The sequence below is a fragment of the Streptomyces sp. NPDC058662 genome (assembly GCF_042716255.1).
Taxonomy (GTDB): domain Bacteria; phylum Actinomycetota; class Actinomycetes; order Streptomycetales; family Streptomycetaceae; genus Streptomyces.
Map to the genome: position 1 here is coordinate 1 of NZ_JBHXRU010000090.1, position 26,244 is coordinate 26,244.

Consider the following 26,244-nt stretch of genomic DNA (forward strand, 5'->3'; position numbering starts at 1 on the left):
TCCCGGACGGGGAGGCGGGGTCGCCGTACAGGGCGGGCGCGGCTCAGAGCTTCTCGGGGGTGCGGATGCCGAGGAGGGACATGCCCTTGCTCAGGGTGCGGGCCGTCAGCTCGCACAGGAACAGGCGGTTCTCGACCTGCTCCGGAGTGTCCGCCTTGAGGACCGGGCACTCCGAGTAGAAGGTCGTGTAGAGCGAGGCCACCTGGTACAGGTACGCCGCCAGCTTGTGCGGCGCGTACTCGGAGGCAGCCTCGGCGAGGAGCTCGCCGAAGTGGTCCAGGTGCAGGCCGAGGGCCCGCTCGGCCGGCGCCAGTGCCAGCCCGGCGTGCGCGGCGGGCTTCGCGTCCCCGGCCTTGCGCAGGATGGACTGGATACGGGCGTACGCGTACTGGAGGTACACGGACGTGTCACCGGTGAGCGAGACCATCTGGTCCAGGTCGAACTTGTAGTCACGCGCGGCGGAGGTGGAGAGGTCCGCGTACTTCACCGCGCCGATGCCGACCTGGACGGCCCGCTCGGCGATCTCCGCCTCGGTCAGGTCCTGGGCCTTCTCCCGCACGACGGCCGCCGCGCGGTCGATGGCCTCGTCCAGGAGGTCGACCAGTCGGACCGTCTCGCCCTCGCGGGTCTTGAACGGCTTGCCGTCCTTGCCGAGGACCGTGCCGAACGCCAGCTGGACGGCCTTGACCCCGTCGTTCAGCCAGCCCGCCCGGCGCGCCGTCTCGAAGACCATCTTGAAGTGCAGGGACTGGCGTGCGTCGACCACGTAGATCAGCGTGGTGGCGGCCAGGTCGCCGACGCGGTCGCGGATCGCCGACAGGTCGGTGGCGGCGTAGCCGAAGCCGCCGTCCGACTTCTGCACGATGAGCGGGGTCGGGTTGCCGTCCGGGCCCTTGACGTCGTCGAAGAACACGCACAGCGCGCCGTTGGAGCGGACGGCGACGCCCGACTCCTCCAGCAGCCGGCACGTCTCGACCAGCATGTCGTTGTAGCCGGACTCGCCGACCACGTCCTGGTCCTGGATGTCCATGTCCAGCTTGTCGAAGACGGAGTAGAAGTAGATCTTCGACTCGTCGACGAACCGCTGCCACAGCGCGAGCGTCTCGGCGTCGCCGGCCTGGAGGTCCACCACCCGGGCGCGGGCGCGGGTCTTGAACTCCTCGTCGGAGTCGAAGAGCGCGCGCGAGGCCTTGTAGAGGCGGTTCAGGTTCGACATGGCCTCCTCGCCGGAGACCTCCGCCGACGCGTCCGAGGACTTGTGGTCCAGCTCGTGCGGGTGCTCCATCAGGTACTGGATGAGCATGCCGAACTGGGTGCCCCAGTCGCCGATGTGGTGGCGCCGGACCACCTTCTCGCCCGTGAACTCCAGGATCTCCACCATCGCCGCGCCGATCACGGCGGAGCGCAGGTGCCCGACGTGCATCTCCTTGGCGACGTTCGGCTGGGCGTAGTCGATGACCGTGGTGCCCGGGTTCGCGGCGAGCGGGACGCCGAGGCGGTCGTCGGCGGCGCGCGCCGCCAGGGTCTCGATGATCGCCCGGTCGGTGACGGTGATGTTGAGGAAGCCGGGGCCGGAGACCTCGATCTCCTGGATCAGGTCACCGGTCGCCGCCATGCCCTGGACCACGGTCGCCGCCAGCTCGCGCGGGTTGGCCTTCGCCTTCTTCGCGAGCGCCAGGATGCCGTTGGCCTGGAAGTCGGCCCGGTCGCTTCGTCGCAGCAGCGGGTCGGCGCCACGGGCCTCCGGCAGGGCCGAGGCGAGGGCGTCCGCGACGCGCTGATCGACGGAGGAGGCGAGGGAAGGGACCGAGGCCATGAGCTGCCGTTCCTGTGAGGTGGTGCCGGTGAGTGCACTTGGGTGTTCCGACAAGTGCCGAGTATCCCACGCGCGTGCGCCCGGCCTTCCGGGATATCGGGCCGCCGAGCAACCCCGGAGCGGCCTGTTCCGTCTGGGAGAATGGCTGGAGCCAGCATTCGAGATAGAAGGACGTGTCGTGGCGCAGAGCAGCACCGAGACCGACTGGGTCTCCCGTTTCGCGGACGAGGTCATCGCCGAGGCGGAGCGCCGAGCCCCCGGCAAACCGGTCGTCGTCGCGTCCGGCCTCTCCCCCTCCGGCCCGATCCACCTGGGCAACCTCCGCGAGGTCATGACCCCGCACCTGGTCGCCGACGAGATCCGCCGGCGGGGCATCGAGGTCCGCCACGTCATCTCGTGGGACGACTACGACCGCTACCGCAAGGTGCCCAAGGGCATCCCGGGCGTCGACGAGGAGACCTACGGCCAGTACATCGGCCGCCCGCTGACCGCCGTCCCCGCCCCGGCCGGGTCGGAGTACGGCAGCTGGGCCGAGCACTTCAAGGCCGCCATGGTCGAGGCGCTGGCCGAGCTGGGCGTCGAGTACGACCCGATCAGCCAGACGGAGCAGTACACCACCGGCGCCTACCGCGAGCAGGTGCTGCACGCGATGAAGCACCGGGGCGACATCGACGCCGTCCTCGACCAGTACCGCACCAAGCAGAAGCCGGGCGGCAAGAAGCCCCAGCAGAAGCAGGTCGACGAGGCCGAGCTGGAGGCCGCCGAGGGCTCCGGCGCGGCGGCGGAGGACGACGGGAGCACCGGCGAGGGCGGGTACTTCCCGTACAAGCCGTACTGCGGCCAGTGCGGCAAGGACTTCACCAAGGTCACCTCCTACGACGACGAGTCGACCGAGATGACCTACGTCTGCACCGAGGACGGGTTCACCGAGACGGTCGCGCTCAGCGAGTTCAACCGGGGCAAGCTGGTCTGGAAGGTCGACTGGCCGATGCGCTGGGCCTTCGAGGGCGTGGTCTTCGAGCCGTCCGGCGTCGACCACTCCTCGCCCGGCTCGTCCTTCCAGGTCGGCGGCCAGATCGTGCACATCTTCGGCGGCGAGCAGCCGATCGGGCCGATGTACGCGTTCGTCGGCATCAGCGGCATGGCCAAGATGTCGTCGAGCAAGGGCGGGGTCCCGACCCCGGCCGACGCGCTCAAGATCATGGAGCCGCAGCTGCTGCGCTGGCTGTACGCGCGCCGCCGCCCGAACCAGTCCTTCAAGATCGCCTTCGACCAGGAGATCCAGCGGCTCTACGACGAGTGGGACAAGCTGGAGTCCAAGGTGGCGGACGGCTCCGTGCTGCCCGCCGACGCGGCCGCGCACACCCGCGCCGTCCGCACGGCCGCCGCCGAACTGCCGCGGACCCCGCGGCCGATGCCGTACCGGACGCTCGCGTCCGTCGTCGACGTCACCGCCGGGCACGACGAGCAGACCCTGCGCATCCTCAGCGAGCTGGAGCCGGAGAAGCCGCTGACCTCGCTGGACGAGGTACGGCCGCGCCTGGACCGTGCCGAGAACTGGATCACCACCCAGGTCCCGGCCGACCAGCGGACCCTCGTGCGCGAGGAGCCCGACACAGAGCTGCTGTCGTCGCTGGACGACGAGGGGCGCGAGTCGCTGCGGCTGCTGCTGGAGGGCCTGGACTCGCACTGGTCCCTCGACGGGCTGACCACGCTCGTCTACGGGGTCCCGAAGGTGATGGCCGGGCTCGAAGCCGACGCCAAGCCGACGCCGGAACTCAAGGTCGCGCAGCGGACGTTCTTCGCGCTGCTCTACCGGCTGCTGGTGACCCGGGAGACCGGACCGCGACTGCCCACGCTGCTCCTGGCGGTCGGCGCCGACCGCGTCCGCAAACTGCTCGCCGCCTGACCGGGCACACCCCCCCGACACGGAAGGGCCCGCACCCCTCGGGGTGCGGGCCCTTGTGCGTGGGGGGCGGGCCGGGGGCTCTAGGCGATGTGCTCGGCCTCGCGGTCCTTGTGGTAGCGGATCTTGAAGGCGGGGATCATCCGGCGCAGCAGGGAGCCGCTGCGCGGGTGGACGACGCCGTAGCGGTCCGAGAGGTGTATGTCGAGCGACTCCGCCGACGGGTAGTCCTGCTTCTCGTCGACCAGCGCGCAGAACACCTGGTACGCGGCCTCGCCGAACTGGGCCTCGTCCGGGGTCTCCGGGGATTCCGGCGGGGTGGGGGCGGCCTGGGCGTCCTGGGCCGGCTGGGGTCGCGGGGCCGTCGGCGCCTGCGGGGCGTCCGTGCGGCGGGGGGCCGGGATCCCCGGCTCGGGTACGGGCGCGCCGGCCTCCGGGGCCGGCTGCTCCTGCTCCTGCTCCTCCTGCGGCGCGGTGAGGGGGTGGTAGCCGCCCTCGTACGCCGCCTGCGGGGCGCGGGGCCCGGCGAACCAGGCGCTGTTGTGCGCCGCCGGCATGGCGGTCGGGTCCACGGCGAAGGGCGCGGGGGCCGGGGCGAGGGCCTCGGCGGGGTGCGGCTGCGGCTGCGCGGCCGTCGGGAACGGCCCGGCGGACTGCGGCTGCGGCCGGGCGTGCTCGGACCCGGCGTGCGCCGATCCGGCGTGCTCGGATCCGGCGGGTCCCGTCGGGGCGTGCCGCGGATCGGGGTGGTCGGACCAGCTGGGTTGCGGACCAGCGGCGTGCGGACCGGCGGCATGCTGGGCGGGGTCCGCCGGGGCGGCCGGCAGGGCGGGGGCCGATGCGGCCCCCACGGAGGGCGGTGTCTGGCTCCGGGTGTCCGCCGGGGGCAGCAGCAGCGGCTCGATGCCCGCCGCCGCCAGCCCCTCGGGGGCGGTCTGCGCGAGCGGCACGCCGATCCGGGCCAGGCGCAGCGGCATCAGCGCCTCGACGGGGGCCTTGCGGCGCCAGGCCCGCCCGTACCGCGCCTGGAGCCGCGCCTGGTAGATCAGCCGGTCCTGCTCCATGGCGACGGCCTGCTCGTAGGAGCGCAGCTCCCACAGCTTCATCCGCCGCCACAGCTTGAAGGTGGGGACGGGGGAGAGCAGCCAGCGCGTGAGGCGCACGCCCTCCATGTGGCGGTCCGCCGTGATGTCCGCGATCCGGCCCACCGCGTGCCGGGCGGCCTCGACCGTCACCACGAACAGGATCGGGATCACCGAGTGCATGCCGACGCCCAGCGGGTCCGGCCAGGCCGCGGCGCCGTTGAAGGCGATCGTCGCCGCCGTCAGCAGCCAGGCCGTCTGCCGCAGCAGGGGGAAGGGGATCCGGATCCAGGTCAGGAGCAGGTCCAGGGCCAGCAGGACGCAGATGCCCGCGTCGATGCCGATCGGGAACACCAGCGAGAAGCTGCCGAACCCCTTCTGCAGGGCGAGCGCGCGCACCGCCGAGTACGAGCCCGCGAAACCGATGGCCGCGATGACCACGGCCCCGGCGACGACGACGCCGATGAGTATTCGGTGCGTACGAGTCAGCTCCATCGCGGCCACCCGCGATCCCCTCCCCTTCGTCGAGCACGCGCCCTGTGGGGCACGTCCGCTCACGTGCCGAGCGCTTACCCAGCCTTTACCGAGCTGCGGCAGGCACAGCGTACGGGTGACCCGCTGTCAGCGTCCCGGGCGGGCCCGCTCCTGCCCGGACCGTTATGCCCGGGCCGCCAATGCCCGGACCGCCACGGCCGGGGCTACTGCTGCGGCTGCGGGGACTGGGGCTGCTCCGGGGCGGCCTGCTTGTTGGCGGCGTCGATCGAGGCCACGGTCTCCTTCGCCGCCGCGATGGCGTCCTGGAGCAGCTTCGCCTGATCCGGCGCCCCGGCCCCCTCGTAGGCCGCGCCGTTGTAGTCGAGCGTGACCACGGCGTTCTGGGTGCGCGCCACGATCGTCGTGTTGAAGAAGTCGACGTCCTTCTTCGTGGTGTGGAGGACGGACGTGGCCTGGTCGCCGATCCCGCCCGCCGGCTCGGCCTTCACGTTCTGCGCGCCCTCGGCCGCCTTCGCCGTCTCGACCTGCTTGTTGTACTGCTCCTCGGCGCGCTTGTTCGCGTCACCGAGGGAGGCGTGCGAGTCGTAGCGGAAGAGGGAGATCGAGAGCCAGCGGTACTGGGAGCCCTTGAGGCCGTCCTCGTCCAGGCCGTTCCAGGAGCAGCTGGCGCGGCTGGCCAGGTCGTTCGACTTGGTGGCGGTGCCGTTCTTGTCCTTCGCCTCGGGGACGAGCGTCTCGACCGTCCCGGTGGCGACGGCCTTGCACGGGTCCGGCAGCGTGCCGTAGGCGGCCTTCGCCAGGGCCGCGGAGGGCTTCGCGTTGGGCTTGGCGGACGAGGAGGAATCGGACTTCTTGCCGCCGTTCGAGCCCGAGCCGGAGCCGGAGCCCTTGCCCGAGTCGGACGAGCACCCGGCGACGGTGAGGATCACCGGGACGGCTGCGCAGGCGAGGACACGGGTGAGGCGCGAGGCTGATCGGTGCATGGTTCCTTCAGTGCGTTGGGGATCGTCTTCGGACGCGGGACCCGAACAAAGGTAGCCCGACCGCGTGTGCGGCTGCTGTGCGCGCCGTCACGCCGGACCGGTCCGTGCCCGGTTCACTCGTTGAAGCGCGCGACCAGGGCCTGCGCCAACTGCCGTGCCGTGTCCTGGGTTTCGGGCGCCGGCGGGACCACGCCGGGCAGCGCGGGCTGCACGCTGTACTCGACGGTGACGAGGACATTCGAGGTGCGGAACACAATCCGCACCGTGCGGGCCTGGGCGGCGGTGGCGCCGGCCGAGCCCAGCTTGTCGTCCAGGAAGGCCTCGTTCCCCAGGCCCTCCAGGACGCGTGAACCGAGCACGGGCGGGGCCGACGGGCTCGCGCCGGGCGCGGCCGAACCGGCGGGCGTGCCTCCGGGCGCCGGTGTGCCTCCGGGGGCCGGTGTGCCGCCGGGCGCGGCCGCACCGCCGGGGGGCGGCGTACCGGCGCCGGTGCCCGGGCCCGGGGGGTTCGGCGGGGCCGCCGCGGTCCCGGTGGCGGGCGCGGTGGGGATCGGGCCGGGGAAGGGCAGGTGGGCGTCGGTGAGCTGGCGGACGTACACCTGGTGCGCCTTGTCGTCGTCGCTCGCGACGGCCCGGTCGTAGGAGACCACGCGCTCGAAGCCGACCGACAGCAGCCGGGTCTCCTCGGCGTTCTGCGCGGTCCAACGGCAGCCGACGCGCCGGTCGCCGTCGTACGAGGCGTCCGCGGTGCCGGCGTACAGCTGGTCGAGCTCCGGGCCCGTCAGGGTCTCCGCGGCCGGCAGCATGGCCCTGAGGCGCTTGGCGTCGACTGCCTTGCAGGGAGCGGGCAGGCTGCGGTACTTCCCCGGCTGCGCGGGCGCGGCGGGATTGCCGCCCGCCTTCGCGTCGGTGGTGCCCCCCGTACCGGAGCCGCTGGTGCACCCGGTCAGGCCGGTCGCGCCCGCCGCGAGTGCGGCGAGCATCGCCATGCCGGGCAGGACTCGCCGTACCGCCTTGCGCTGCACGTCCCATGACTCCCTTCGACCGGCGGCCACCCGACGGTCAGGAAAATACGTTGCCGCGCTTCGGACGCGGGTGGACACAATGTCTACCGCACACGCTGGTGCCGGCGCCGGTCTCCTGTCGTATTTGAGATCAAGAGCGAGGCTTTTTGCGTATTCAGAATTTTCTGTGGTTTTCGGGGGATTGAACTGTTATGTCGTATGTAGAGGTTCCGGGGGCGCGGGTTCCCATCCGGATGTGGACGGACCCGGCGTCGGTCGAGGACGGCGCGATGCAGCAGCTCCGCAACGTGGCCACCCTCCCGTGGATCAAGGGCCTGGCGGTCATGCCGGACGTCCACTACGGCAAGGGCGCCACGGTCGGGTCGGTCATCGCGATGAAGGACGCGGTCTGCCCGGCGGCGGTCGGTGTCGACATCGGCTGCGGCATGTCGGCCGTGAAGACCTCCCTGACGGCCAACGACCTGCCCGGGGACCTCTCGAAGCTGCGGTCGCGGATCGAGCAGGCGATCCCGGTGGGCATGGGCCTGCACAAGGAGGCCGTGGACCCGGCGCGCCTGTACGGCTTCTCGGTGGAGGGGTACGACGATCTCTGGAAGCGCTTCGACTTCATCACGGACGCGGTCAAGTTCCGGCACGAGCGGGCCACCAGGCAGATCGGAACGCTCGGCGGGGGGAACCACTTCATCGAGTTCTGCCTCGACGAGGCCGGTTCGGTCTGGCTGATGCTGCACTCCGGATCCCGCAACATCGGCAACGAGCTGGCCGAGTACCACATCGGAGTGGCGCGCGGGCTGGCCCACAACCAGGGCCTGGTCGACCGGGACCTGGCGGTGTTCCTCGCGGCGACTCCCGAGATGCGGGCGTACCGCAACGACCTCTTCTGGGCGCAGGAGTACGCGCAGTACAACCGCGCCGCGATGATGAGCCTGTACAAGGAGGTCGTCCGCAAGGAGTTCCGCAAGGCCAAGGTCTCCTTCGAGCAGGAGATCAGCTGCCACCACAACTACGTGGCGGAGGAGCGGTACGAGGGGATGGACCTGCTGGTCACGCGGAAGGGCGCGATCCGCGCCGGGAGCGGCGAGTACGGGATCATCCCGGGCTCCATGGGGACGGGCTCGTACATCGTGAAGGGGCTCGGCAACGAGAAGTCCTTCAACTCCGCCTCGCACGGGGCGGGCCGCAAGATGAGCCGGACGGCGGCGAAGAAGCGCTTCTCCGCGCGGGACCTGGCCGAGCAGACCAGGGGCGTGGAGTGCCGCAAGGACTCGGGCGTCGTGGACGAGATCCCGGGCGCGTACAAGTCGATCGAGCAGGTCATCGAGCAGCAGACCGACCTGGTGCAGGTCGTCGCCCGGATCAAGCAGGTCATCTGCGTGAAGGGCTGACCCCGCGCCGGAGCCCCGCCGCCCCGGCGCCCGGCTCCGCGCCGGTGCGGCTGCCCGGCCGCCACGCGCGTGTGCCGTGCCCGGCGGCTGGCGGGCACGGCACACAACGGGGGTGCGGGTTCGTTCCGGTGGGTCAGGAGGCCTTCGAGCTCTTCGCCAGGCCCTTGTCGGCGGAAGGCGCGCTGATGCCGGGTACCTGCGGGGCGCGGTTCAGGAGGGTGGTTCCCGGCGGCTGGGGGTTGGCCGGGGTCCAGACGAGCGGGTCGGGGCACTCCAGCAGGTCGGGCTCACCCCGGTCCACCTCGCACGTGGTCTCCCAGACCTGCCCGCCGGTGGTGACCACCTGCACGGTGACGTCGTTCGCGGTCTCCGCGATCGTGATCCCGCAGGGGTTGGCCGGGTAGTTCACTGCCCCGCTGGTGAGGTCGTACCAGGTGTAGGCCGGCTCGTTCGGGTTGTCCGCGTCGAAGTCGTACACCCCGGCCCAGGCGGTGCCGTCGGGGGTCAGTACGCCCGTGTACTTGACCTCGGCCTCGTCCCACGAGGTGGAGATGTCGACGCAGGAGCCGGCGGGGCCCGTCGGCCCCGTGGGGCCGGTGGGGCCGGTCGCGCCGCCGGCCGGACCGGGGGGCCCCGTCGGCCCGGTGGGGCCCGTGGGGCCGGTGGCGCCCTTGCACTTGTCCTTGTCGTGGCGGTCGTCGCCGAACCCCTTGACGTCGGCGGCGCCGTTGGGGCCCCTGCCGTCCCGGCACGAGTCACCGCCCGCGTCCGCGGGGGCCGCGCCGGCCGCCGGCGACCGTTCGGAGATCGCGACCGCGGGCGTGGCGAAGCCCAGCATCACCACGGCCAGCGATGCCACCGCGCCACCGGCCAGCCATCTCCCCTGCCGGGGGAGGGGGCCGAAGCGGAGTGGGGTCCTCTTCTCGGAACTCATGTGACTGCTCCTCGTGGAAACCGGTTGGGTGGGTCGACCCTGAGGCGTTCACGCCTCCTCCGGCATCATTCGAGGGCGCGCCCGCCCCGGCGCGGGAGCCACGCAGGCGGATCATCACATCGGCTTATCGGATGGGGCCCGATGGCGGCGGGCCGCCCCCGCGCGCGGCGCCGGATCCGGGGCTGATCAGGCGAACACACGATGATCGGTCCGTGGCAGACCCCGAGCGGCGCCGGGGCGGGGCTATGACTGTCCCGTGACGACTCTCACCCGTCCCGCTCCGTCCTCGCAGAGCCGGCCGGACCGGACGAGGCGGCGGCGGCGCTTCGAGGAAACACCCGGTCTGTGGCTGTGCCCGGCGCTCGCCACGCTGGCCTTCGTGCTCTGGGGCATCGGCGACCCGCAACTGGGCACCGACGAACTGGTCACCTGGGACGTGGGCACACGCAGCACCACCCGCATCCTGTCCCTGCTGCACCACGTCGACGCCGTGCACGGCGCGTACTACCTGCTGATGCACGGGTGGATCGCCGTGTGGGGCGACTCGCACACCGCCCTGCGCCTGCCCTCGGCCCTGGCCATGAGCGCGACCGCGGCCGTCGTGGCGCTGATCGGGCGCCGGATCCTCACCCCGCGCGCCGGGCTGTGCGCGGGCCTGCTCCTCGCCCTGGTCCCCGCCGTGAGCCGGTTCGGCCACGAGGCCCGCGGCTACGCCCTGGTGGTCCTGGCCGCGACCCTCGCGACCCTGCTGCTGCTCCGGGCGCTGGACGCGTCCCGGTCCGGGTGGCGCTGGGCCGCGTACGGGCTGTGCGTGGCGGCCGCGGGGCTGCTCCACCTCATCGTGCTCACCGTGCTGACGGCGCACCTGGCGCTGGTGCTCCTGCGCGCCCGCCGCGAGCGACGGGTGCCGTGGGGGTTCGGCTTCGCGGCTGCGGCGGGCGTCGCCTGCGCCGTCCCGGTGATCCTGCTCGGCCGCTCGCAGGCGTCCCGCCAGCTGTTCTGGCTGGCGAAGCCGGACGGGTGGGGCCTGGCCGGGATCTGGCCCCAGCTGTTCGCCTCGACCCTGTGCGCCGGGGCGGTGGTCGCGCTGGCGGCCCTGGCGTGGAAGGGGCGCCCCGAGGCCCTCCTGCTGTGCGTCACGACGGTGCTGGCGCCCCCGCTCGTCCTGTGGGCGGCCTCCCACGGGGACGTCTCCTACTTCCGCTTCCAGTACCTCCTGTTCACCGTGCCGGCCTGGGCGCTGCTGGCGGGCGCCGGACTGGCCGGAGCGACGCGGTCCTGGCTGACGGCCGGGGTCTGCCTGGCCGTGCTCGCCGTGCTCGTCCTGCCCGACCAGCGCCGGATGCGCGGGGAGTTCGAGCACGACGTCCCGCACGGCGCGGACTACGCGGGAGCGGCGCGGACCATCCGGACGTACCTGCGCCCCGGCGACGGGGCGGTCTACGTCAGGGGCGCGCCCTGGATGCTCGACCAGGGAGTCCGCTACTACCTCCGGCGGGGCACCGGGCCGCGGGAGGTGTTCCTCGCCTCGACGGCCGCCGAGAACGACGAGCTGTACCCGGTCCACTGCGCCCGCCCGGCCGGCTGCCTCCGCGGCGAGCGCCGGATCTGGGTCGTGGTGCCGGGCAGCCATGCCGACCCGCTGGACGCGGTCCCGGCCGGCCAGGCACGCGTGCTGCGGGCGCGCTACACCACGTACGGGACGGAACGGCTCGGCGGCCTGACCGTGGCGCTCCTGGAGCGCACACCGTAGATCCCCCATCGTTTCGCGACTTCACAGGACAGAGGTGGATGGGCTGTGACACCAACGGTCTGCCTGAACATGATCGTCAAGGACGAGGCGGCGGTCGTCCGGCGCTGTCTGGAATCCGTGCGCCCGCTGATCGACTCCTGGGTCGTCGTCGACACCGGTTCGACGGACGGCACGCAGGACGTGATCCGCGAGGTGCTCGGCGATCTGCCGGGCACCCTGCACGAACGTCCCTTCAAGGGCTTCGACGTGAGCCGCAGCGAGGCCATCGAACTCGCGCGCGACCGAGCGGACTACCTGCTCTTCATCGACGCCGACGACCTGATGGAGGTCGAACCGGGCTTCCGCATGCCGCCGCTGACGCACGACGCGTACCGGGTCGCCCTGCACGACGGGCCGATCATCCACTACCGCCCGGCCCTGGTGTCGACCCGGCTGCCCTGGCGCTACGTCGGCGTCCTGCACGAGTACATCGAGTGCGGGATGCCGTACGGGACCGGGACGCTGCGCGGCGCCCACATCCGCTCGGTGGGCGGCGGCGCCCGGCTCAAGGACGGGCTGCGCGCCAAGTACCTGCGCGACGCCGAGGTCCTGGAGGCGGGGCTGGCCGCGGAACCCGACAACTCCCGCTACGTCTTCTACCTCGCCCAGACCTGGCGCGACGCCGGGGAGCCGGAGAAGTCGCTCGCCGCGTACGACCGGCGCGCGGGCATGGGCGGCTTCGCCGAGGAGGTCTTCTGCGCCCGCCTCTACGCCGCGCGGCTGGCGGAGGCGCTCGGCCGGCCGCCGGGCGAGGTCGTGGACCGCTACCTGCGCGCGCACGAGAGCCGCCCCGGGCGGGCGGAGGCCCTCGGCGACCTCGCGCGCCTGTGCCGGGTGGGCGGGGAGCGCTGGCCGCTGGCGTACCTGTTCGCGCGGCAGGCGGCGCGGATCCCGTATCCGGCGGACGTGCTGTTCGTCGAGTTCGACTGGTACGACTGGCGCGCGCTCGACGAGCTCGCGGTGGCGGCCTTCTGGGTCGGGGAGTACGAGGAGTCCGCGGACTGCGCGCAGCGGCTGCTCGCGGGCACCAAGCTCCCCGCCGACCAGCGCGAACGCGTCAGCAGGAACCTGGAGTTCGCGCGGGAGAGGATCGGCGCGAGGGGGCTCGTGGACGCCTGACCGGGCGGACGCGCGGCGCAACCGGGGGCTTGACGGCGGGAGTTGGTCCAGACCAGAGTGGGCGGCAGGGGGAGACCCCGCGTGCTTGTCGCGCCGCTCCCGCCGCACCTGGAGGCGGCGGGAGCGGTCCGAGGGGTCGGGGCCGGGTCGCGCGGCGCGTGTCTACCTTGCGGGGGGCGGCACGCGCCGCGCGGCGCGTCACAGCTCGCGGTGGACCTTCGTGTTCGACGCCTGGGCGCGGGGACGGACCACCAGGAGGTCGATGTTGACGTGGCTGGGGCGGGTCACCGCCCAGGTGATCGTGTCGGCCACGTCGTCGGCGGAGAGCGGCTGCGCCACGCCCGCGTAGACCTTGGCGGCCTTGTCGGTGTCGCCGCGGAAGCGGGTCGTGGCGAACTCCTCCGTCTTGACCATGCCGGGGGCGATCTCGATGACGCGTACGGGCTGTCCGACGATCTCCAGCCGGAGCGTCTCGGCGAGGACGCGGGCCCCGTTCTTCGCGGCGACGTAGCCGGCGCCGCCCTCGTACGTGGAGTGGCCCGCGGTGGAGGACAGCACGACCACCGTGCCGTCGCCGGACGCGGTGAGCGCCGGGAGCAGGGCCTGGGTCACATGCAGCGTGCCGATGACGTTGACCTCGTACATCGTGCGCCAGTCGGCGGGGTCGCCGGTGGCGACCGGCTCGGCGCCGAGGGCGCCGCCCGCGTTGTTGACGAGCACGTCGCAGCGGTCGAGCGAGGCCGCGAGGGCGTCGACGGCGGCCCGGTCGGTGACGTCGAGGGCGTGGGCCGAGGCGGAGTGCCCGGCCGCGCCGATCTCTGCGGCCAGGGCCTCGATGCGGTCCTTGCGGCGGGCGGTGAGGACGACGTGGTAGCCGGCCGCGGCGAGCTGCCGGGCGGTGGCCGCGCCGATGCCGCTGCTCGCGCCGGTGACTACGGCGGTTCGGGTGGCGGCCGTGCTCATGTGCGGGCTCCTCGGTCGTGGGGTGGTTCGGTCATTCGTACGGGCGGTTCCCCGCCAGCATAGGCACGGGTCAGCGACCGCGCGGCGCGTACATGATCAGGGCCATCCCGGCAAGGCACACGAGGGCGCCGACGATGTCCCAGCGGTCGGGCCGGTAGCCGTCGGCGACCGCGCCCCAGACGAGGGAACCCGCGACGAAGACACCGCCGTAAGCGGCCAGGACCCGGGCGAAGTCGCCCTGGGGCTGGAGGGTGGCCACGAAGCCGTAGAGCCCGAGGGCGACCACGCCGGCGCCGATCCAGGCCCAGCCCCGGTGCTCGCGGACCCCTTGCCAGACCAACCAGGCGCCGCCGATCTCCAGCAGGGCGGCGAGGGCGAACAGGGCGGCGGAGCGGGCGATGAGCATGGCGCAAAGGGTATGCAACGCCGGCGGGGCGGGCGGGTGCAGATGGGGGAGGCGCGCCCTCGTTCGTGTGATGGTCCGACCGGGCCGGGGTGGTGCTGGTTAGCGTTCGCGCGAGGAGGTGGTGTCGGTGCGCCGTGGTGCCGTACGCAGTGTGGTGGTGGCCGGGTTGCTGGCGCTCGGGGCGGCGGCCGGGGCGGGCGGGCTGGCGTCGGCCGTTCCGGGTGCTTCGGGTGCTTCGGGCGCTTCGGGTGCTCCGGCGGGTGCGGCGGGTGCCGCGGGGGTGCCGGGTCCTTCGGGGGAACCGGTCGCGGCCGGGTGGGCCGGGCCGGAGGCGGACGTGGCCTACCGGGGGCGGGTGTCCCTGCGCGAGGGGCGACTGCGCGTGTGGCTGGTACCGCACAACGACGGCCCGGCGGCGCTGCCCAACGCGGCGGTGCGGATCAGGCTGTCCGCCGACCTCGCCGACCGGCAGGAGCTCGCCCCGGGGTGCGTGCGCGCGGGGGTGCGCGAGGTGATGTGCGAGACGGGACCGCTGCCGCCGCACGGGCGGGGCCGGCACATCGGGATGGCGCTGCAACTGCGGGACCCGGTGGCGGAGGTGGTGCTGCGCGTGGACACGTGGTGGAACGGCGGCGCGACGGACCGGAACCTGGCGAACAACGAGCACGTGGTGCTGGCGCTGGACACAGGCGACTCGTACGCCTTCTGAGGCGCGGGGCCACGGCCTCAGGCCGGCTTCGGGTCCGTGTCCGGGCGGGCGTGGTCGGGCAGCAGCCAGGCGGCCACCGCCGTCGCGAGTTCGGCGTCGGTGGCGCGGGGCGCGTTCCAGGCGACGTATCCGTCGGGCCGCACGAGGACGCAGGCGGTACGTCCGTCCGCGCGCCAGTGCCGGTGGGCGAGCGGGGTTCCGGGCGGGGTGGCCGCGCCGGGCGGCGTGACCAGGACGAAGCCGCCCGTGCGCAGGGCTTCGTAGAGCCGCTGCCCGTGGGCGAGGGCCAGGTCGGGGGCGCGCCGGCCGGCCGGGCGGCGGGTGCCGGGCGGCGGCGGGTAGGCGATCCCGATGCCGCTGACCAGGCCAAGGGCGCGGTCCTGGACGGGTCCGAGGCGGGGGAGCAGCGCGGCGCCGAGACGGCGTGCGGTGCGGGGGGCCGGGCCGGTGGCCATGGCGGAGCGGACGATGGCGCCGCTGACGCGCAGGACGAGGCCGCCGACCGGGTGGCGTTCACGGTGGTAGCTGTCGAGGAGGCCCTCGGGGTCGGGGGTCCGGCCGTGGAGGACGGCCGCGAGCTTCCACGACAGGTTGGCGGCGTCCTGGAGGCCGGTGTTCATGCCGAGCCCGCCCGCGGGGGAGTGCACGTGCGCGGCGTCGCCCGCGAGCAGGACGCGGCCCAGGCGGTACTGGGGGACCTGGCGTTCGTCGCTCTGGAGGCGGGAGATCCAGCGGTGGCCGTGCATGCCGTGGTCGGTGCCGAGGGCGGTGCGGGCGATGGCGCGCAGCTCGTCGAGGTCGACGGGATCGCCGGGGGCGGGGGCCGGGGTCCCGGCGCGTTCGCGGCGCCAGCCGATGGCGCGGTACCAGCCGTCCCCGAAGGGCACGAGGAAGGCGAAGGCGTCGTCCGTGCCGTTGACGGTGAGGAGCTCGGCGGGCGGGTCGGTCAGCCGCACGTCGGCCAGGATCATCGAGCGGACGACGGCGTGGCCGGGGAAGGGGAGGCCGAGGGCGTCGCGGACGGCGGAGCGGACCCCGTCGGCGCCGACGACGTGGCGGGCGTGGAGGGTGGTCAGGGCGCCGGCGGCGGTACGGACGGCCAGGGTGACGGAGGCGGAGTCCGAGTCCTGCTGGAGTCCTACGAACTGACAGTCGTACCGGATGTCCACACCTGTGGACAGCGCGCGGCGCTCCAGGAGTTTCTCTGTCTCATATTGAGGGGTGATGAGGACGAACGGATAGCGGGTGTTGAGGCGTTGGAGGGAGAGGGCCATGCCACCGAAGGGGCTGATGCGGTCGATCCGCCGGCCGCGGGCGACGAGTTCGTCGGCGAGTCCGCGCGCGTCGAGCAGTTCGAGGGTGCGGGCGTGCACGGCGAAGGCGCGGGTGAGGTTGGCGGCCGTGCGGGGTCGGCGTTCGAGCACGGTGACGGAGAGTCCGGCGGCGGCGAGGTCCCCGGCCAGGAGCAGGCCGGTGGGCCCGGCGCCCACGACGGCGACATCGAGCGGTTCCTCTGCAACGGTGGTCATGCCCCGGCAGTCTGCCAGCCGGGGCCCTCCCCGGCCCGGAACCGGGCGGAACCGGTCCCCGGCCCCGTCCCGCGCGACGCGTCGGCCGGGCGGGGCGCGGGGGCGCCGCGCCGCGGGGCGTCGCGCCAGGCCGCGCTCGACGTTCAGGCGCTGCTTGGCGCAGGTGCTGCTTGACGTCCAGGCGCCGCTCGGCGCTCAGGCGCCGCTCGGCGCTCCGCCGGTGCCCGCCGCGCCGGCCGTGCCGAATTCGACGAGGGCCTCGTCGACGATCCGCTCCAGACGGGCGTGGTGGGCGCCGCGCCAGTAGACGCGCTCGCAGTCGGTGCACTGCGCGAACACGTCGTAGGAGCGGTGCGTGCCGTGTTCCAGGCGATCGCCCACGCTGTCCTTGTCCGCCTCCTGGAGGGGGCCGTTGCATGCCGTGCAGCGGGTCCAGGGCGTGAGGACGGGTGCGAAGCGGCCGAGGATGTCGCGGAGCTGCTCGTCCGGGTTGTCGCTGTAGACGTACGCGCCGGCGAAGATCTCGCGGCGGCGCAGCAGTCCGCGGTCACGGGAGAGCAGCACGCGCTGTTCGGCGGCGGAGCGGGTGGCGAGGGCCGGGTCGCCGATGTCCTCGTTCTCGTACGCGGCGTCGACGCCGAGCAGGCGCAACCGCCGGGCGAGGGTGCCCAGGTGGACGTCGAGGAGGAAGCGGAGCGGAGCGCCGGGGACGTGCTGGGGGCGGTCGACCCCGAACACCTCGACGCACTGGCCGTCCTGGGGCACGTAGGAGACGGGCACCTCCCGCCCGTCGACGACCAGCCGGCCGACCTCGGTGAGCGGAACACCGGTCGACTCGACGACGTGCCCCAGGCTGGACGCACCGTCGGTCGCGGTCGGTACGCGCTCGCCGCGGCGGCTGGGCGACGCGAACAGGCGCAGGTCGGGGGCGAGGGTGAGCTGAATACCGGGTCCGTTCACGCTGCCAGCATGCCACTGCCGGACCCCTGCCCGCGGCCGTATTATCCCGCCGCGCCCGCCGGCCGCGCCGCCCCGGGCAGGGGGTGGTGCCAGTCGTTGCTGGGATGGGGGACTCCCGGCGGGTACTCGAAGTCCACCGGGCCCAGGCAGGTGAAGCCCGCCCGGCGGCACACCGCGTTGGAAGCCGCGTGGTCCGTGCCCGGGAAGGCGTGGACGGCTTCGCGGGTGCCGTGCTCGCGGAGGTGCGCGAGCAGCTCCGCCAGCGCCGCCACCGCCAGGCCCCGGCCCTGGAACTCCGGGAGGATCCCCCAGCCGCTCTCGTACACCGGCCCGCCCCGCCACTCCCGTTCCCAGAAGCCGATCGACCCGACCGGCTCCCCGCTCCCGTCCGGCGCCACCAGGTCCACGCGGAACATCCGCCCGGCCCCGGGCTCCCGCGCGCTCAGGGCCTCGTACCGCCGCTGCCGGTCGAGGAGCTTGGGCTCGCTCTCCGGTCCGCCCAGGTACGTCGTCATCTCGGCCGCGTTCTTCCGCCGCAGCAGCCAGAAGTCCTCCGGCCCCCACGGCGTCAGCCGCACCGCACCCCGTGTCCGCACCATGCCCGGGACCCTACCGCCGGCGCTGCCGCCGGCGGTCAGCTCCGCTGGAAGAACTCCACCTCCGCGAGGGCGAGGTGGCGGCCCTGGGCGGCCCCCGCCGGTTCGGCGAGGGTCAGGCGGATCGTCACGGCGTCGCTGACGCCGGTGGGGAAGGTCTGGGGTCCGGGCTTGTCGCTCAGCACGAGCTTCCTGTGGACCTGCCGGCCGTCCCGGGCCGTCACCTCCATGTCGATCCGCAGCGCACGTCCCTGCTTCGCGTACTCCTCGGGCGCGGACGAGGCGCCGTTGGTGACGATCACATCGACCAGGCGGAACGGCTTGGCGAAGGTGTACGTCACCGAGGCGCCGGCGCCGGGCGCGCCCCAGTAGCGGTTGCTGAGCCCGTCCGTGCCGTGGACCGCCGGGTGGCCGGGCACCTCGGCGCTCGCCTCGACGCGGGTCGCGGTCACCGGCTTGGCCTTGGAGAGCTTGTCCCGGGTGTCCTCCAGCAGGTGGCGTCCGGCCGGCAGCAGCAGGAAGCCGACCGCGCACAGGGCCAGCACCACGGTCAGGACCACCAGGAAGCGCACCAGCCGGCCGGAGCCCGCGCGGGTCCGGCGGCGGAACGGCCAGACCGTGCGCCACCACGGCAGGGCGGCCGGTGCGGCGGCGGGAGCCAGGGGCGCCGCGCAGCGGCGGCAGAAGCGGCGCTCGGGCGGGTTGGGCGTTCCGCAGGCGGGGCACGGCAGCCCGGCCGTGTCGTCGTCGCTCACCGCGGGACGGCGTACGACGGGTCGCGCCGCAGCGGCCTTCGCGGGTAGGACGGGCTGGGGTGCGACTGCCGCCGGTGCGGGTGCCGCCGGGGCGACTGCCGCGGGGGCGGCGGGCGGTACGGCGGGGGGCGCGGGGGTGGCCGGCCTCGCCGCTGCCGCCGGGGCGGCGGGCGGTACGGAAGCGGCCGGCCTCGTCGCGCGGGGCCCGGGGGTGGCCCGGGGGGCGGCGGATCCGGTGCCGGTGCCGGACTCCGTGCCGGTGCGCGGAGCCGTGCCCGAGCGGGTACCTGTGCCGGTGCCTGGCCCCGTACCGGTGCCCGTGCCCGTGCCTGGCCCCGTGCCGGTACCTGTGCCGGTGCCTGGCCCCGTACCGGTGCCCGTGCCCGTGCCTGGCCCCGTGCCGGTACCCGTGCCCGTGCCCGTGCCGGTACCCGTACCCGTACCCGGCCCCGTGCCGGTACCTGTGCCCGTGCCGGTACGCGGACCCGTGCCGGTGCGCGGCTCCGGGCCGGTAGCGGTGCCCGCCTGTGGCCCGGGCGCCGTTCTCGCACGCGCCCCCGTGGGCCCGCCGCTACCCGTGCCGGGACCCGGGGCGGGGTCCGTGCCGGGACCCGGCGCGGGGTCCGTGCCGGTCCCCGCCCCGCTCCCCGGACCGGGGTGCTGGCCGGCCCCCGCCTCGGGAGCCGTGCCGGGGCCTGTTCCCGGGGCCGTGCCGGGACCCGTACGGGCCCCCGCTACGGGAGCCGTGCCGCCTCCCGTACGGGGCCCCGCCGTCGGAGCCGGGTCGGTGCCGGCCCCCGGCCCCGTGACGGGGCCCGTGTTCGGGACGGGTGCGGGGGGCGGGGGTGCGGTCGGGGGGGAGTCCGACCAGCCCAGGTAGCCGCCGCAGTTGCCGCAGAAGTCGTCCGTCGGGCCGTTGGACGCCCCGCACACGGGACACGCTCGCACCGCCGTCATCTCCCCTCCTCCCCGGGCGGTCCCGTCAGGACCTCCACCCGGCAGACCGTGTGCACGGGGCACAGGGTGCGCACCAGCGCGCGGACCCGGTCCGCGTCCACCGCGGGCGCCCCTCCCCCCGGAGTCGCCCACACCCGTACCAGGGCCTCCTCGTCCGCAGGCGGGGGCAGGTCGGCGCCGGCCGTACGGGACCAGGTGGCCCCGCCGTCACCGCTGACCTCCGCCGACACGCCCAGCACCAGCCGCAGGGCGTCGACCAGGCCCCGCCGGGTGCCGCGCCGGCGGTGCAGTTCCACGGCGCGGGCCACCGCCTCGCGCCGCAGCTCGACCGGCCACCGGGCGTCGTCGACCACACCGACCCAGGAGGCCAGCCAGGGCAGGAAGTCGGCCGGGGCCAGCCGCGGGTCGAAGTAGGCGGGCAGGTTGTCGAGGGTGGCGAACACCGGGGCCAGGACCGTGTCCAGCCCCGCCGTGAACCGTTGCGCGAAGTCGTCGTCGGCGTACAGCGCGGGCAGCTGGTCGCCGATCGGGTGCCGGCTCGGCAGGCCCGGTACCGCGGCCCGGCTCATCCGTGCACCCCCGGCTGCGGCGCCGTCACGACGACCTGGTGCTGGTACGAGAAGACCAGCGCGCCCGCGCCGATGTCGATCCGGTCGACGGGTGCGCCGCGCCGCCCGGTGATCGGGTCGGCGGCGAACAGGCGGATCTCCTCCACCAGGACGTCCCCGATGGCGCGTTGCAGTACGCCGAACACCTCGCCGTACTGCACCGGCCGCCCGAACGGCCAGCCGGCGCCGTCGGGGCCGCCGTGCAGCGGGTCGAGGTGCCGGAACAGCGCCGCGAGCGCCGCGTCGCGCACGCGGTCGGCGTCCGTGGGGGGCGCCGACAGCCGGGCGACCACGGTGACGCCCTGGTAGACGGGCGGCTGGACGGCGAGGCGCGTGCCGATCAGGCGCCGCTCGTCGAGGGCCGCGGTGATCGCGGCCAGCACCTGGTCGGAGGGGATCAGCTGCTCGAAGCGGAGCCGGTCGCCCTCGTCGGCCACCGCGTCCGGGACCACCAGGACCCGTACCGCGCCCGCCCCGCCCCCGCCGCTCGCGTCCGCGGCGGGCAGGCAGCGGACCCGGCGCACCGAGGGCGCCGCCCGCCGGGCGATGATCTCGTAGTCCTCGGCGGTCACCGCGCGCTCCTGGGTGCGCAGTGTCTGCGGTGCCCGGAGTTTCGCGTTGTCGACGGTCTCGCCGGCGACTCCGCCGCGCGCCGCCTCCCGGTTGCCGACCCGGGCGATGTACGGGACGGAGCTGCGCAGGACGGAGATCGCGCCGCGGGAGACGTTGCCCGCCGGGCCGCCCCCGGTGCGGTAGCGGGCCACCCGGACCTGGGCGCCCTTGGGCGGTACGGCACCGCAGGGGCGCAGGGTGCCGTCCGCCTCCCGCAGCACCGGCGCGAACGCGAACTCGCCGGTGGCGGCGTCCACGCGCACGTGCCGGTCGTCGGGCCCCGAGCGGCCGAAGTGGTCCACCACGTCCCAGCGCTGCCACCCGTCGGGGGAGGACACCTCCACCACCGGGGGCTCGCCGTCGAGGAGCACGGGCGGGCGGCCGACCCGGAACGTCTGCCCGGCCACCCCCTCCGACGCACCGAGCGGTACGTCGGTCACCCGCTCGGCGTGCTCCACGGCCATCGTGGCGCCCACGGTGAAGACGGCGGCCTCGCGCACGGTCGGGGAGTCGGAGTAGAACGGCTGGCCGGGCTCGGCCTCGGTGACCCGGCAGCGCAGCCAGCCCGCGCGGGTCCCGCTGATCACCGACGCCGTGTGCCCGGCCGGTACGTGGACGATGACCTCGCCGGGCCGGTTGAGTCCGCCGGTGCTGTCGGAGCCGGTCTCGCAGAGCTGCCAGCGGCCGCCGTCCCAGGCCTCCCACACCAGCGGGGGCTGGCGCGGGTCGACGCCGACGCCCTCGACGCGGCTGTCCAGGCGCACCGCGACCACGCAGCGCGGCACCGCCGTCGGGAGCCCGAACAGCAGGGCGTCGCCGGGCTCGGGGGTCGCCTGGAAGCACGGTGTGTCGCGGCCCTCGGCGAGCGCGCCGGTCCGGTCCGTCAACTCACCGGTGCGCGGAGCGGTGACCAGCCGGATCAACTCGCTCGGCAGGATCCGCAGTTCGTCGGTGGTGGCGAAGACCGCCGCCTCCTCGGTCTCGCCCGCGGCGGTGGTCACCTCGGTGCCCGCCGGCAGCGTCACCGTTTCGGGCTGCGGGGCCGACAGCCAGAAGTCGACGTCGGCGACGGCGGCCGAGGGCGGGTACAACCGGATGCCCAGCAGGTCGAGGAAGGCCAGGTAGTTCTTGTCGGGCACCCGGTTCAGCCGGTACAGCAGCTGGTCGACGAGGTAGGCGAACGTCTCGATGAGTGTGACGCCCGGGTCGGAGACGTTGTGGTCGGTCCACTCCGGCGCGCGCTGCTGCACGTACCGCTTCGCCTCGTCGACGAGTTGCTGGAACCGACGGTCGTCCAAATTGGGGGAGGGCAGGGCCATCAGTCGGCGACCGTTTCCTCGGCCCCCTCCTCGGAGGGGATCGTGTAGAAGGGGAAGACCAGGTTGCGCCGGTCGTTGGTGGTGCGCACCGTGTAGTGCACATCGATGTAGAGGGTTCCCGCGTCCACGGAGTCGAAGGCCACGACGACCTCGTCGACCGCGATACGGGGCTCCCACCGCTCCAGGGCCTCGCGCACCTGCTGGGCGACCCGCCCGGCGGTGTCGCCGTCGCCGGGGGCGAAGACGTACTCGTGGATGCCGCAGCCGAATTCGGGCCGCATCGGCCGCTCGCCGGGCGCGGTGCCCAGGACGAGCCGGATGGCCTCCTCCAGCTCCCGTTCCCGCTCGACCATGGCGATCCCGCCGGTCGGTCCGACGCGCAGGGGGAACGCCCAGCCGCGTCCGATGAACCGGTCGCTCATCACACGCCTCCGATCAGGACGGTGGCGGCGCCGGTCAGGACCATCGCGCCGCACGCGGTCCGGTCGCGGGCCCGCGCGGCGGGCAGCCCGCCGACGAGGACCGCGCCCGCCGCGGGCCCGGTCGGGACGGGCAGGATCACGTTGGCCGGTCCCAGGGCCGCGTGCGGCCCCATCGGGCAGACGTGCAGGCTGCCCGTGACGGCGGCGGGGAGCCCGCCGATGAGCACCGTCGCCACCCGCGGGGCGGCCCCGGGCGGCGGGGTGGCGATCCGGCCGCCGTGGTCGGTGGGGTCGCCGGTACGGGCTGCGGCTGGCATCGGGTCTCCTCGGGGAAGGCGGTCGTGGCACAAGGGGCGGGGGACGGGGGCGGTCTCACGGCGGCGGTCTCACGGGGTCGGCGGGGCGCGGGGCTCAGTTGATGCGGACGAGTCGGGCCTTGAGGACGGCGAGCAGGCCGCCGTCGACGGTGACCTCGGCGGTTCCGGCCACCTTGACCGACCGGCCGCCGATGCTGACCCCGGCGGTGCCGTCGATGTCCACCTGGCGGCCGGTCACCTTCACGGTGCCCCGGCCGGCGTCCAGGGTGATGCCGTCCCGGTCCATCACGACGGAGGTCAGCGGCTGCTTGCGGCCCGCGTACACGGTGAGTTCGATCCGGTCCCCGCGGTCGTCCATGCGTACTTCGAGCCGCTCGTCGCCGGTCACCAGCCGCAGTCCGGAGGGGCCCGGCGCCGCCGCGTCCAGCAGCTCGACCCGGTGGCCCGAACGAGACACGACCGAGCGGCGGTTGACCTTGCCGCTCGTCCTGTCGACCAGGGGCACGTCATGCGGTGAGGGCTGGTCGACGCCGTTGTAGAGGCCGCCGATGACGTACGGGCTGTCGAGGAGCCCCTGGTCGAAGCCGACCAGTACCTCGTCGTTGACCTCGGGGCTCACCACGCCGCCGCCGCCCGTGCCGCCCCACTGCACGGTGCGCACCCAGTCGCTGACGTAGGTGTCGTCCAGCCAGGGGAACTTCAGGCGGACCGCGCCGCGCTGGGAGCCGTTCGGCTCGCGCACGTCCGTCACCACACCGGTCGCCAGACCCGGGATGCGCGGGCCGCGCCCCGGCGCGTTGGCGCCGGTCACCAGGCCGGTCAGGGAGCGGTCCGGGCTGGCGCTGACCCACACGGTGGTCCGGTAGCCGCCGTGCGGCTCCAGCACGTGCTGCACGGCCGTCGCCGTGTACCGGCCGGAGAACGCCTGCCCCACGTTGCCGAGGGCCACCGGCTTGCCCGCCCGGAGCAGCGGGTTGCCCTCGGCCACCGCCTCCAACTCGCCGAAGCCGGAGCTGATCTGGGCCGCCGCCGCGCTCGCGACGGCCGTCGTCTCGGCCTGCGTCCGGTAGGAGGTGTCGGTGACCGCCACGGCCGACTTCCCGAACCGGGCCGCGAACGCCGGATTGAGGCCCGGCACCACGGTGTCGCTGATGACGGACGGCTGCTCGGCGACCAGGGGCCGCTTGGTGGTCACGTCCCAGCCGCGCACTTGGACCTTCGAGGCACCGTCCGCGGCCGACAGCGCGGCGCGCAGCGCCAGCAGGTTCCGCCCGTACTCCAGGACCATCGGGTCGCGCGTCGCCGACGTCGTCGGGGCGGGCGCCCCGGACGCCTTCGCCGGCCGGGTGAACTGGAGTACGCCCTGGTCGTCGACGCGCACCCGCGCGCCGCTCTCCCCGGCGAGGAACTGCAGGAAGTCCCAGTCGGAGACGTTCGCCTGGGACAGCTGCGCGTAGGTCACCGGCGCGGCCTCCACCTTCCCGACGGCCAGTCCCGCTCCGGCGGCCACCTTGCGGACGATGGCGGCGGCCGTCATGTTCCGGTACGCGACGACCTTGCGGCCGCGCTGGAGGCGGTGGGCCTTGGAGTAGGCGCGGACGACGGTGAACGAGCCCGTGCGGTCCCGGTCGATCTCCAGGGCCGTGACCTCGCCGTTGAACAGCCGCTGCCGCGCCTGTCCCTTGACCGTCATCACCGACACCCGCAGCGGGCTGCCGATGGTGATGCCGGTCGCGCGCAGGAACTCGTGGTCGGGGTCGCGGTAGGTGAGGACCGCGGTGTCCGGCAGCGCCACGTTCTCGTCCACCACGCAGCTCACCAGCTGCGCCGCCCAGACGGGCGGCAGTTCACCGGGTGCCTCGATGATCGGGTCGGCCGCGAACGAGCGGCCCCCGGATACGGACGGGCTCATCGCTGTCCCTCCTCGTCCTCGCCGTAGGGCGCGTCCCGCAGCCCCGGCACCATCAGCTCGGTGCCCGGGGCGAGCGCCATCGGGTCGTCGATGCCGTTGGCCTCTGCGATGGCCCGCCACGCCGTCGCGTCCCCGTACTCGCGCCAGGCCAGCATCGCCAGACTGTCGCCCGCCACCACCAGGTGGGTGCTGCGGGCGGTGCGGGCTCCGGAGGTCGGGTTCTGGCCGGCCGGGTCGACGCTCGCCTCCTCGATGGACAGCGAGCAGGTGGCCCGCAGCGGCTTGCCGTCCACGTCGAAGAGCGTGTACGAGACCGACAGGTTCGACAGGACCCCGTCGAACGAGGTCGTCCGCGCGCTGCCCCACTCGAAGCGCACCCAGGGACTCGCCGGCTTCTTGCGTCCGAGGCTGGCCGGAGTCGGCACGCACGCCTTCATCAGCTTCTCCACGGCCTGCTCCACCGAGTTGTCGTGGGTGGCGGTGGCGTCGAGGAACACCTCCAGGCTCAGGGTGCGCGGCCCGCTGCCCACGAACTCGGGCAGTGCCGACTGCCCCGCCATCCGGGACGGCGACCGCCGCCACTCGGTGGTCTTGCCCAGTTGCAGGGTCGACGGGTTGAACTGCAGGTCGAGCTTGGCGATCGTTCCGCCGGGCTTGGCCCCGACCGAGGCGGGGGGCTCCTTGAGGGTGAGCTGGGCCCGGGCGCGGCCGGCACGTGCCGATGAGGCCATGGCGTGGACTCCCTTTCCGGAGCGGCGAGGAGGACGGGGGCGGGTGGCTGGCAAGGAGGAGCGGGCGGCGCGGAGGAGGGGCGGTCAGGAGGGCAGCAGGCCCGCGTGGGCGATCTCCAGGGTCTCCACCGCGGCCTGGGACTGGGCGGGGTCGAACGACGGGCCCTGCCAGCGCACCGGGACGATCCCGAACACCTGCCAGCTGATGATCCGGCTCAGGTCCGGGCGCAGCGCCACGATCTCGCCGTCCTTGGGCTCGACCCGCCGCAGCGTCTCGTCCAGCCAGCGGCCGATCTTCGCCGTGTCGGCGGTGACGGGCCGGGTCAGGGTGATGTTCGACCAGGTCACCCGCCCCGGCAGCTGCCAGGTGAAGCCGTTGTTGCCGCCCTCGGCGTAGCTCTCCATCTCGACCTCGGCGCCCATGCCGGAGCAGGTGTGGAAGGCGCCCAGGTCGTTGCCCCCGATCGCCAGCCGGAAGAAAACGCTGCTCGCGAAGATGTTGTCCGTCATCGGTCCGTCGTCCGTTCCTCGTTCGTCCCTGCTCGTTCGTCCCGGTTCTCAGCGGCGGCCGTCGAAGGGCCTGCCCGCGCGTTCGCGGCCGCGCCGTAACTCGGTGCGCAGCAGGCGGGCCACCGGGTCGAGCAGACGCCGCGCCAGATCGTCGAGATCCAGGTCGCCGCCCTGCTGCGCCGCGTCCCGCGGATCCCGGGACCGGGCGGGCGCCGCGGCGCCCTGCACGGCGGCCGGGCGGAAGGCGCCCGTGTCGCGCTGCACCGGTGGCGGGCCCGCCCGGTGGGTGCCGGCCGGGGGCGCGGATCCGGGCGCTCCCGGCGTCGCGGCGGCCTCCGGTCGGGGGGGCCGCACCACGGGTACGGGCCGCGCCGACGAGGCGGCCGGGGCCGGCTGCACCA

23 protein-coding genes and 1 pseudogene are annotated in these 26,244 nt (G+C 74.2%); 5 read left to right on the forward strand and 19 right to left on the reverse strand.

The features are described from left to right. Positions 1–43 precede the first annotated feature (43 nt). Positions 44–1,816: an arginine--tRNA ligase gene (gene argS / locus ACFWUQ_RS25205; RefSeq protein ID WP_384542131.1), complete on the reverse strand. Its 1,773-nt coding sequence runs from the start codon at positions 1,814–1,816 to the stop codon at positions 44–46. A gap of 178 nt (positions 1,817–1,994) precedes the next feature. Between argS and lysS the strand changes: the two genes are divergently transcribed. Continuing rightward, positions 1,995–3,725, forward strand: coding sequence for a lysine--tRNA ligase (lysS, locus tag ACFWUQ_RS25210; protein WP_384542134.1), 1,731 nt, complete (start codon positions 1,995–1,997; stop codon positions 3,723–3,725). Positions 3,726–3,805: 80 nt separating this feature from the next. On the opposite strand, the gene ACFWUQ_RS25215 is transcribed toward lysS, so the two are convergent. From ACFWUQ_RS25215 to ACFWUQ_RS25225, 3 genes are all read right to left on the reverse strand, one after another. After that, entirely contained in the window at positions 3,806–5,299 is a 1,494-nt protein-coding gene (locus ACFWUQ_RS25215) for a DUF2637 domain-containing protein (protein ID WP_384542137.1), read from the reverse strand. Between the two features lie 203 nt (positions 5,300–5,502). Continuing rightward, entirely contained in the window at positions 5,503–6,282 is a 780-nt protein-coding gene (locus tag ACFWUQ_RS25220) for a DUF3558 domain-containing protein (protein ID WP_384542139.1), read from the reverse strand. A 113-nt stretch (positions 6,283–6,395) separates the two neighbouring features. Beyond that, the gene (locus tag ACFWUQ_RS25225) at positions 6,396–7,307 is read right to left on the reverse strand and encodes a DUF3558 domain-containing protein (protein ID WP_384542141.1); all 912 of its coding nucleotides are present in this window, start codon (positions 7,305–7,307) and stop codon (positions 6,396–6,398) included. Between the two features lie 191 nt (positions 7,308–7,498). Between ACFWUQ_RS25225 and ACFWUQ_RS25230 the strand changes: the two genes are divergently transcribed. Next, positions 7,499–8,692 carry an RtcB family protein gene (locus tag ACFWUQ_RS25230; protein WP_384542144.1) on the forward strand — a complete coding sequence of 398 codons (1,194 nt, stop codon included), beginning with the start codon at positions 7,499–7,501 and terminating at the stop codon, positions 8,690–8,692. Between the two features lie 133 nt (positions 8,693–8,825). Here the strand turns inward: ACFWUQ_RS25230 and ACFWUQ_RS25235 are convergent, their stop codons facing one another. Continuing rightward, the gene (locus tag ACFWUQ_RS25235; protein WP_384542147.1) at positions 8,826–9,626 is read right to left on the reverse strand and encodes a hypothetical protein; all 801 of its coding nucleotides are present in this window, start codon (positions 9,624–9,626) and stop codon (positions 8,826–8,828) included. A 256-nt stretch (positions 9,627–9,882) separates the two neighbouring features. Here ACFWUQ_RS25235 and ACFWUQ_RS25240 point away from each other — a divergent pair, with 256 nt between their 5' ends. Together ACFWUQ_RS25240 and ACFWUQ_RS25245 are read left to right on the forward strand one after the other, a co-directional pair. After that, positions 9,883–11,379: a glycosyltransferase family 39 protein gene (locus ACFWUQ_RS25240; protein WP_384542148.1), complete on the forward strand. Its 1,497-nt coding sequence runs from the start codon at positions 9,883–9,885 to the stop codon at positions 11,377–11,379. A 45-nt stretch (positions 11,380–11,424) separates the two neighbouring features. Beyond that, positions 11,425–12,537: a glycosyltransferase gene (locus tag ACFWUQ_RS25245; RefSeq protein ID WP_384542151.1), complete on the forward strand. Its 1,113-nt coding sequence runs from the start codon at positions 11,425–11,427 to the stop codon at positions 12,535–12,537. Positions 12,538–12,735: 198 nt separating this feature from the next. Here the strand turns inward: ACFWUQ_RS25245 and ACFWUQ_RS25250 are convergent, their stop codons facing one another. After that, a complete protein-coding gene (locus ACFWUQ_RS25250; RefSeq protein WP_384542154.1) occupies positions 12,736–13,500 on the reverse strand; it encodes an SDR family NAD(P)-dependent oxidoreductase in 765 nt (254 codons plus the stop codon). A 70-nt stretch (positions 13,501–13,570) separates the two neighbouring features. Then, positions 13,571–13,906: a YnfA family protein gene (locus tag ACFWUQ_RS25255; protein WP_384542157.1), complete on the reverse strand. Its 336-nt coding sequence runs from the start codon at positions 13,904–13,906 to the stop codon at positions 13,571–13,573. A 337-nt stretch (positions 13,907–14,243) separates the two neighbouring features. Between ACFWUQ_RS25255 and ACFWUQ_RS25260 the strand changes: the two genes are divergently transcribed. Next, positions 14,244–14,615, forward strand: coding sequence for a hypothetical protein (locus tag ACFWUQ_RS25260; RefSeq protein WP_384542160.1), 372 nt, complete (start codon positions 14,244–14,246; stop codon positions 14,613–14,615). A gap of 17 nt (positions 14,616–14,632) precedes the next feature. Here ACFWUQ_RS25260 and ACFWUQ_RS25265 read toward each other — a convergent pair whose 3' ends face one another. The 12 genes and pseudogenes from ACFWUQ_RS25265 to ACFWUQ_RS25320 all read right to left on the reverse strand — a co-directional run. Further along, the gene (locus tag ACFWUQ_RS25265; RefSeq protein ID WP_384542162.1) at positions 14,633–16,144 is read right to left on the reverse strand and encodes an FAD-dependent oxidoreductase; all 1,512 of its coding nucleotides are present in this window, start codon (positions 16,142–16,144) and stop codon (positions 14,633–14,635) included. A 195-nt stretch (positions 16,145–16,339) separates the two neighbouring features. Then, a complete protein-coding gene (locus ACFWUQ_RS25270; protein WP_384542165.1) occupies positions 16,340–17,104 on the reverse strand; it encodes a Mut7-C RNAse domain-containing protein in 765 nt (254 codons plus the stop codon). Positions 17,105–17,145: 41 nt separating this feature from the next. Next, a complete protein-coding gene (locus tag ACFWUQ_RS25275) occupies positions 17,146–17,703 on the reverse strand; it encodes a GNAT family N-acetyltransferase (protein ID WP_384542167.1) in 558 nt (185 codons plus the stop codon). A 35-nt stretch (positions 17,704–17,738) separates the two neighbouring features. Further along, complete coding sequence (locus ACFWUQ_RS25280; protein WP_384542170.1) at positions 17,739–18,455, reverse strand: NADase-type glycan-binding domain-containing protein; 717 nt, start codon at positions 18,453–18,455, stop codon at positions 17,739–17,741. A gap of 953 nt (positions 18,456–19,408) precedes the next feature. Beyond that, the gene (locus ACFWUQ_RS25285; RefSeq protein ID WP_384542172.1) at positions 19,409–19,981 is read right to left on the reverse strand and encodes a phage tail protein I; all 573 of its coding nucleotides are present in this window, start codon (positions 19,979–19,981) and stop codon (positions 19,409–19,411) included. Next, on the reverse strand, positions 19,978–21,951 hold the full coding sequence (locus tag ACFWUQ_RS25290; protein ID WP_384542173.1) for a putative baseplate assembly protein: 1,974 nt from the start codon (positions 21,949–21,951) through the stop codon (positions 19,978–19,980). The genes ACFWUQ_RS25285 and ACFWUQ_RS25290 overlap by 4 nt, the downstream gene beginning before the upstream one ends. Continuing rightward, positions 21,951–22,373 carry a GPW/gp25 family protein gene (locus tag ACFWUQ_RS25295; RefSeq protein ID WP_384542175.1) on the reverse strand — a complete coding sequence of 141 codons (423 nt, stop codon included), beginning with the start codon at positions 22,371–22,373 and terminating at the stop codon, positions 21,951–21,953. Before ACFWUQ_RS25295 ends, ACFWUQ_RS25290 begins: the two co-directional genes overlap by 1 nt. Beyond that, positions 22,373–22,690, reverse strand: a complete 318-nt coding sequence (locus ACFWUQ_RS25300; protein WP_384542178.1) for a PAAR domain-containing protein — start codon at positions 22,688–22,690, stop codon at positions 22,373–22,375. The genes ACFWUQ_RS25295 and ACFWUQ_RS25300 overlap by 1 nt, the downstream gene beginning before the upstream one ends. Positions 22,691–22,784: 94 nt before the next feature. Next, positions 22,785–24,602, reverse strand: a complete 1,818-nt coding sequence (locus ACFWUQ_RS25305; protein WP_384542180.1) for a VgrG-related protein — start codon at positions 24,600–24,602, stop codon at positions 22,785–22,787. Next, positions 24,599–25,333, reverse strand: a complete 735-nt coding sequence (locus ACFWUQ_RS25310) for a LysM peptidoglycan-binding domain-containing protein (RefSeq protein WP_384542183.1) — start codon at positions 25,331–25,333, stop codon at positions 24,599–24,601. The genes ACFWUQ_RS25305 and ACFWUQ_RS25310 overlap by 4 nt, the downstream gene beginning before the upstream one ends. A gap of 84 nt (positions 25,334–25,417) precedes the next feature. Continuing rightward, the gene (locus ACFWUQ_RS25315; protein WP_384542186.1) at positions 25,418–25,843 is read right to left on the reverse strand and encodes a phage tail protein; all 426 of its coding nucleotides are present in this window, start codon (positions 25,841–25,843) and stop codon (positions 25,418–25,420) included. Between the two features lie 48 nt (positions 25,844–25,891). Continuing rightward, positions 25,892–26,244 (reverse strand): annotated as a pseudogene (locus tag ACFWUQ_RS25320) (hypothetical protein); the annotation flags it as partial.

Bases quoted from the DNA above. Each gene is read 5' to 3' on its own strand.
- argS (WP_384542131.1), bottom strand. From the start codon at position 1,816: ATGGCCTCGGTCCCTTCCCTCGCCTCCTCCGTCGATCAGCGCGTCGCG.
- ACFWUQ_RS25215 (WP_384542137.1), bottom strand. From the start codon at position 5,299: ATGGAGCTGACTCGTACGCACCGAATACTCATCGGCGTCGTCGTCGCC.
- ACFWUQ_RS25220 (WP_384542139.1), bottom strand. From the start codon at position 6,282: ATGCACCGATCAGCCTCGCGCCTCACCCGTGTCCTCGCCTGCGCAGCC.
- ACFWUQ_RS25230 (WP_384542144.1), top strand. From the start codon at position 7,499: ATGTCGTATGTAGAGGTTCCGGGGGCGCGGGTTCCCATCCGGATGTGG.
- ACFWUQ_RS25235 (WP_384542147.1), bottom strand. From the start codon at position 9,626: ATGAGTTCCGAGAAGAGGACCCCACTCCGCTTCGGCCCCCTCCCCCGG.
- ACFWUQ_RS25250 (WP_384542154.1), bottom strand. From the start codon at position 13,500: ATGAGCACGGCCGCCACCCGAACCGCCGTAGTCACCGGCGCGAGCAGC.
- ACFWUQ_RS25255 (WP_384542157.1), bottom strand. From the start codon at position 13,906: ATGCTCATCGCCCGCTCCGCCGCCCTGTTCGCCCTCGCCGCCCTGCTG.
- ACFWUQ_RS25265 (WP_384542162.1), bottom strand. From the start codon at position 16,144: ATGACCACCGTTGCAGAGGAACCGCTCGATGTCGCCGTCGTGGGCGCC.
- ACFWUQ_RS25275 (WP_384542167.1), bottom strand. From the start codon at position 17,703: ATGGTGCGGACACGGGGTGCGGTGCGGCTGACGCCGTGGGGGCCGGAG.
- ACFWUQ_RS25285 (WP_384542172.1), bottom strand. From the start codon at position 19,981: ATGAGCCGGGCCGCGGTACCGGGCCTGCCGAGCCGGCACCCGATCGGC.
- ACFWUQ_RS25290 (WP_384542173.1), bottom strand. From the start codon at position 21,951: ATGGCCCTGCCCTCCCCCAATTTGGACGACCGTCGGTTCCAGCAACTC.
- ACFWUQ_RS25295 (WP_384542175.1), bottom strand. From the start codon at position 22,373: ATGAGCGACCGGTTCATCGGACGCGGCTGGGCGTTCCCCCTGCGCGTC.
- ACFWUQ_RS25300 (WP_384542178.1), bottom strand. From the start codon at position 22,690: ATGCCAGCCGCAGCCCGTACCGGCGACCCCACCGACCACGGCGGCCGG.
- ACFWUQ_RS25305 (WP_384542180.1), bottom strand. From the start codon at position 24,602: ATGAGCCCGTCCGTATCCGGGGGCCGCTCGTTCGCGGCCGACCCGATC.
- ACFWUQ_RS25310 (WP_384542183.1), bottom strand. From the start codon at position 25,333: ATGGCCTCATCGGCACGTGCCGGCCGCGCCCGGGCCCAGCTCACCCTC.
- ACFWUQ_RS25315 (WP_384542186.1), bottom strand. From the start codon at position 25,843: ATGACGGACAACATCTTCGCGAGCAGCGTTTTCTTCCGGCTGGCGATC.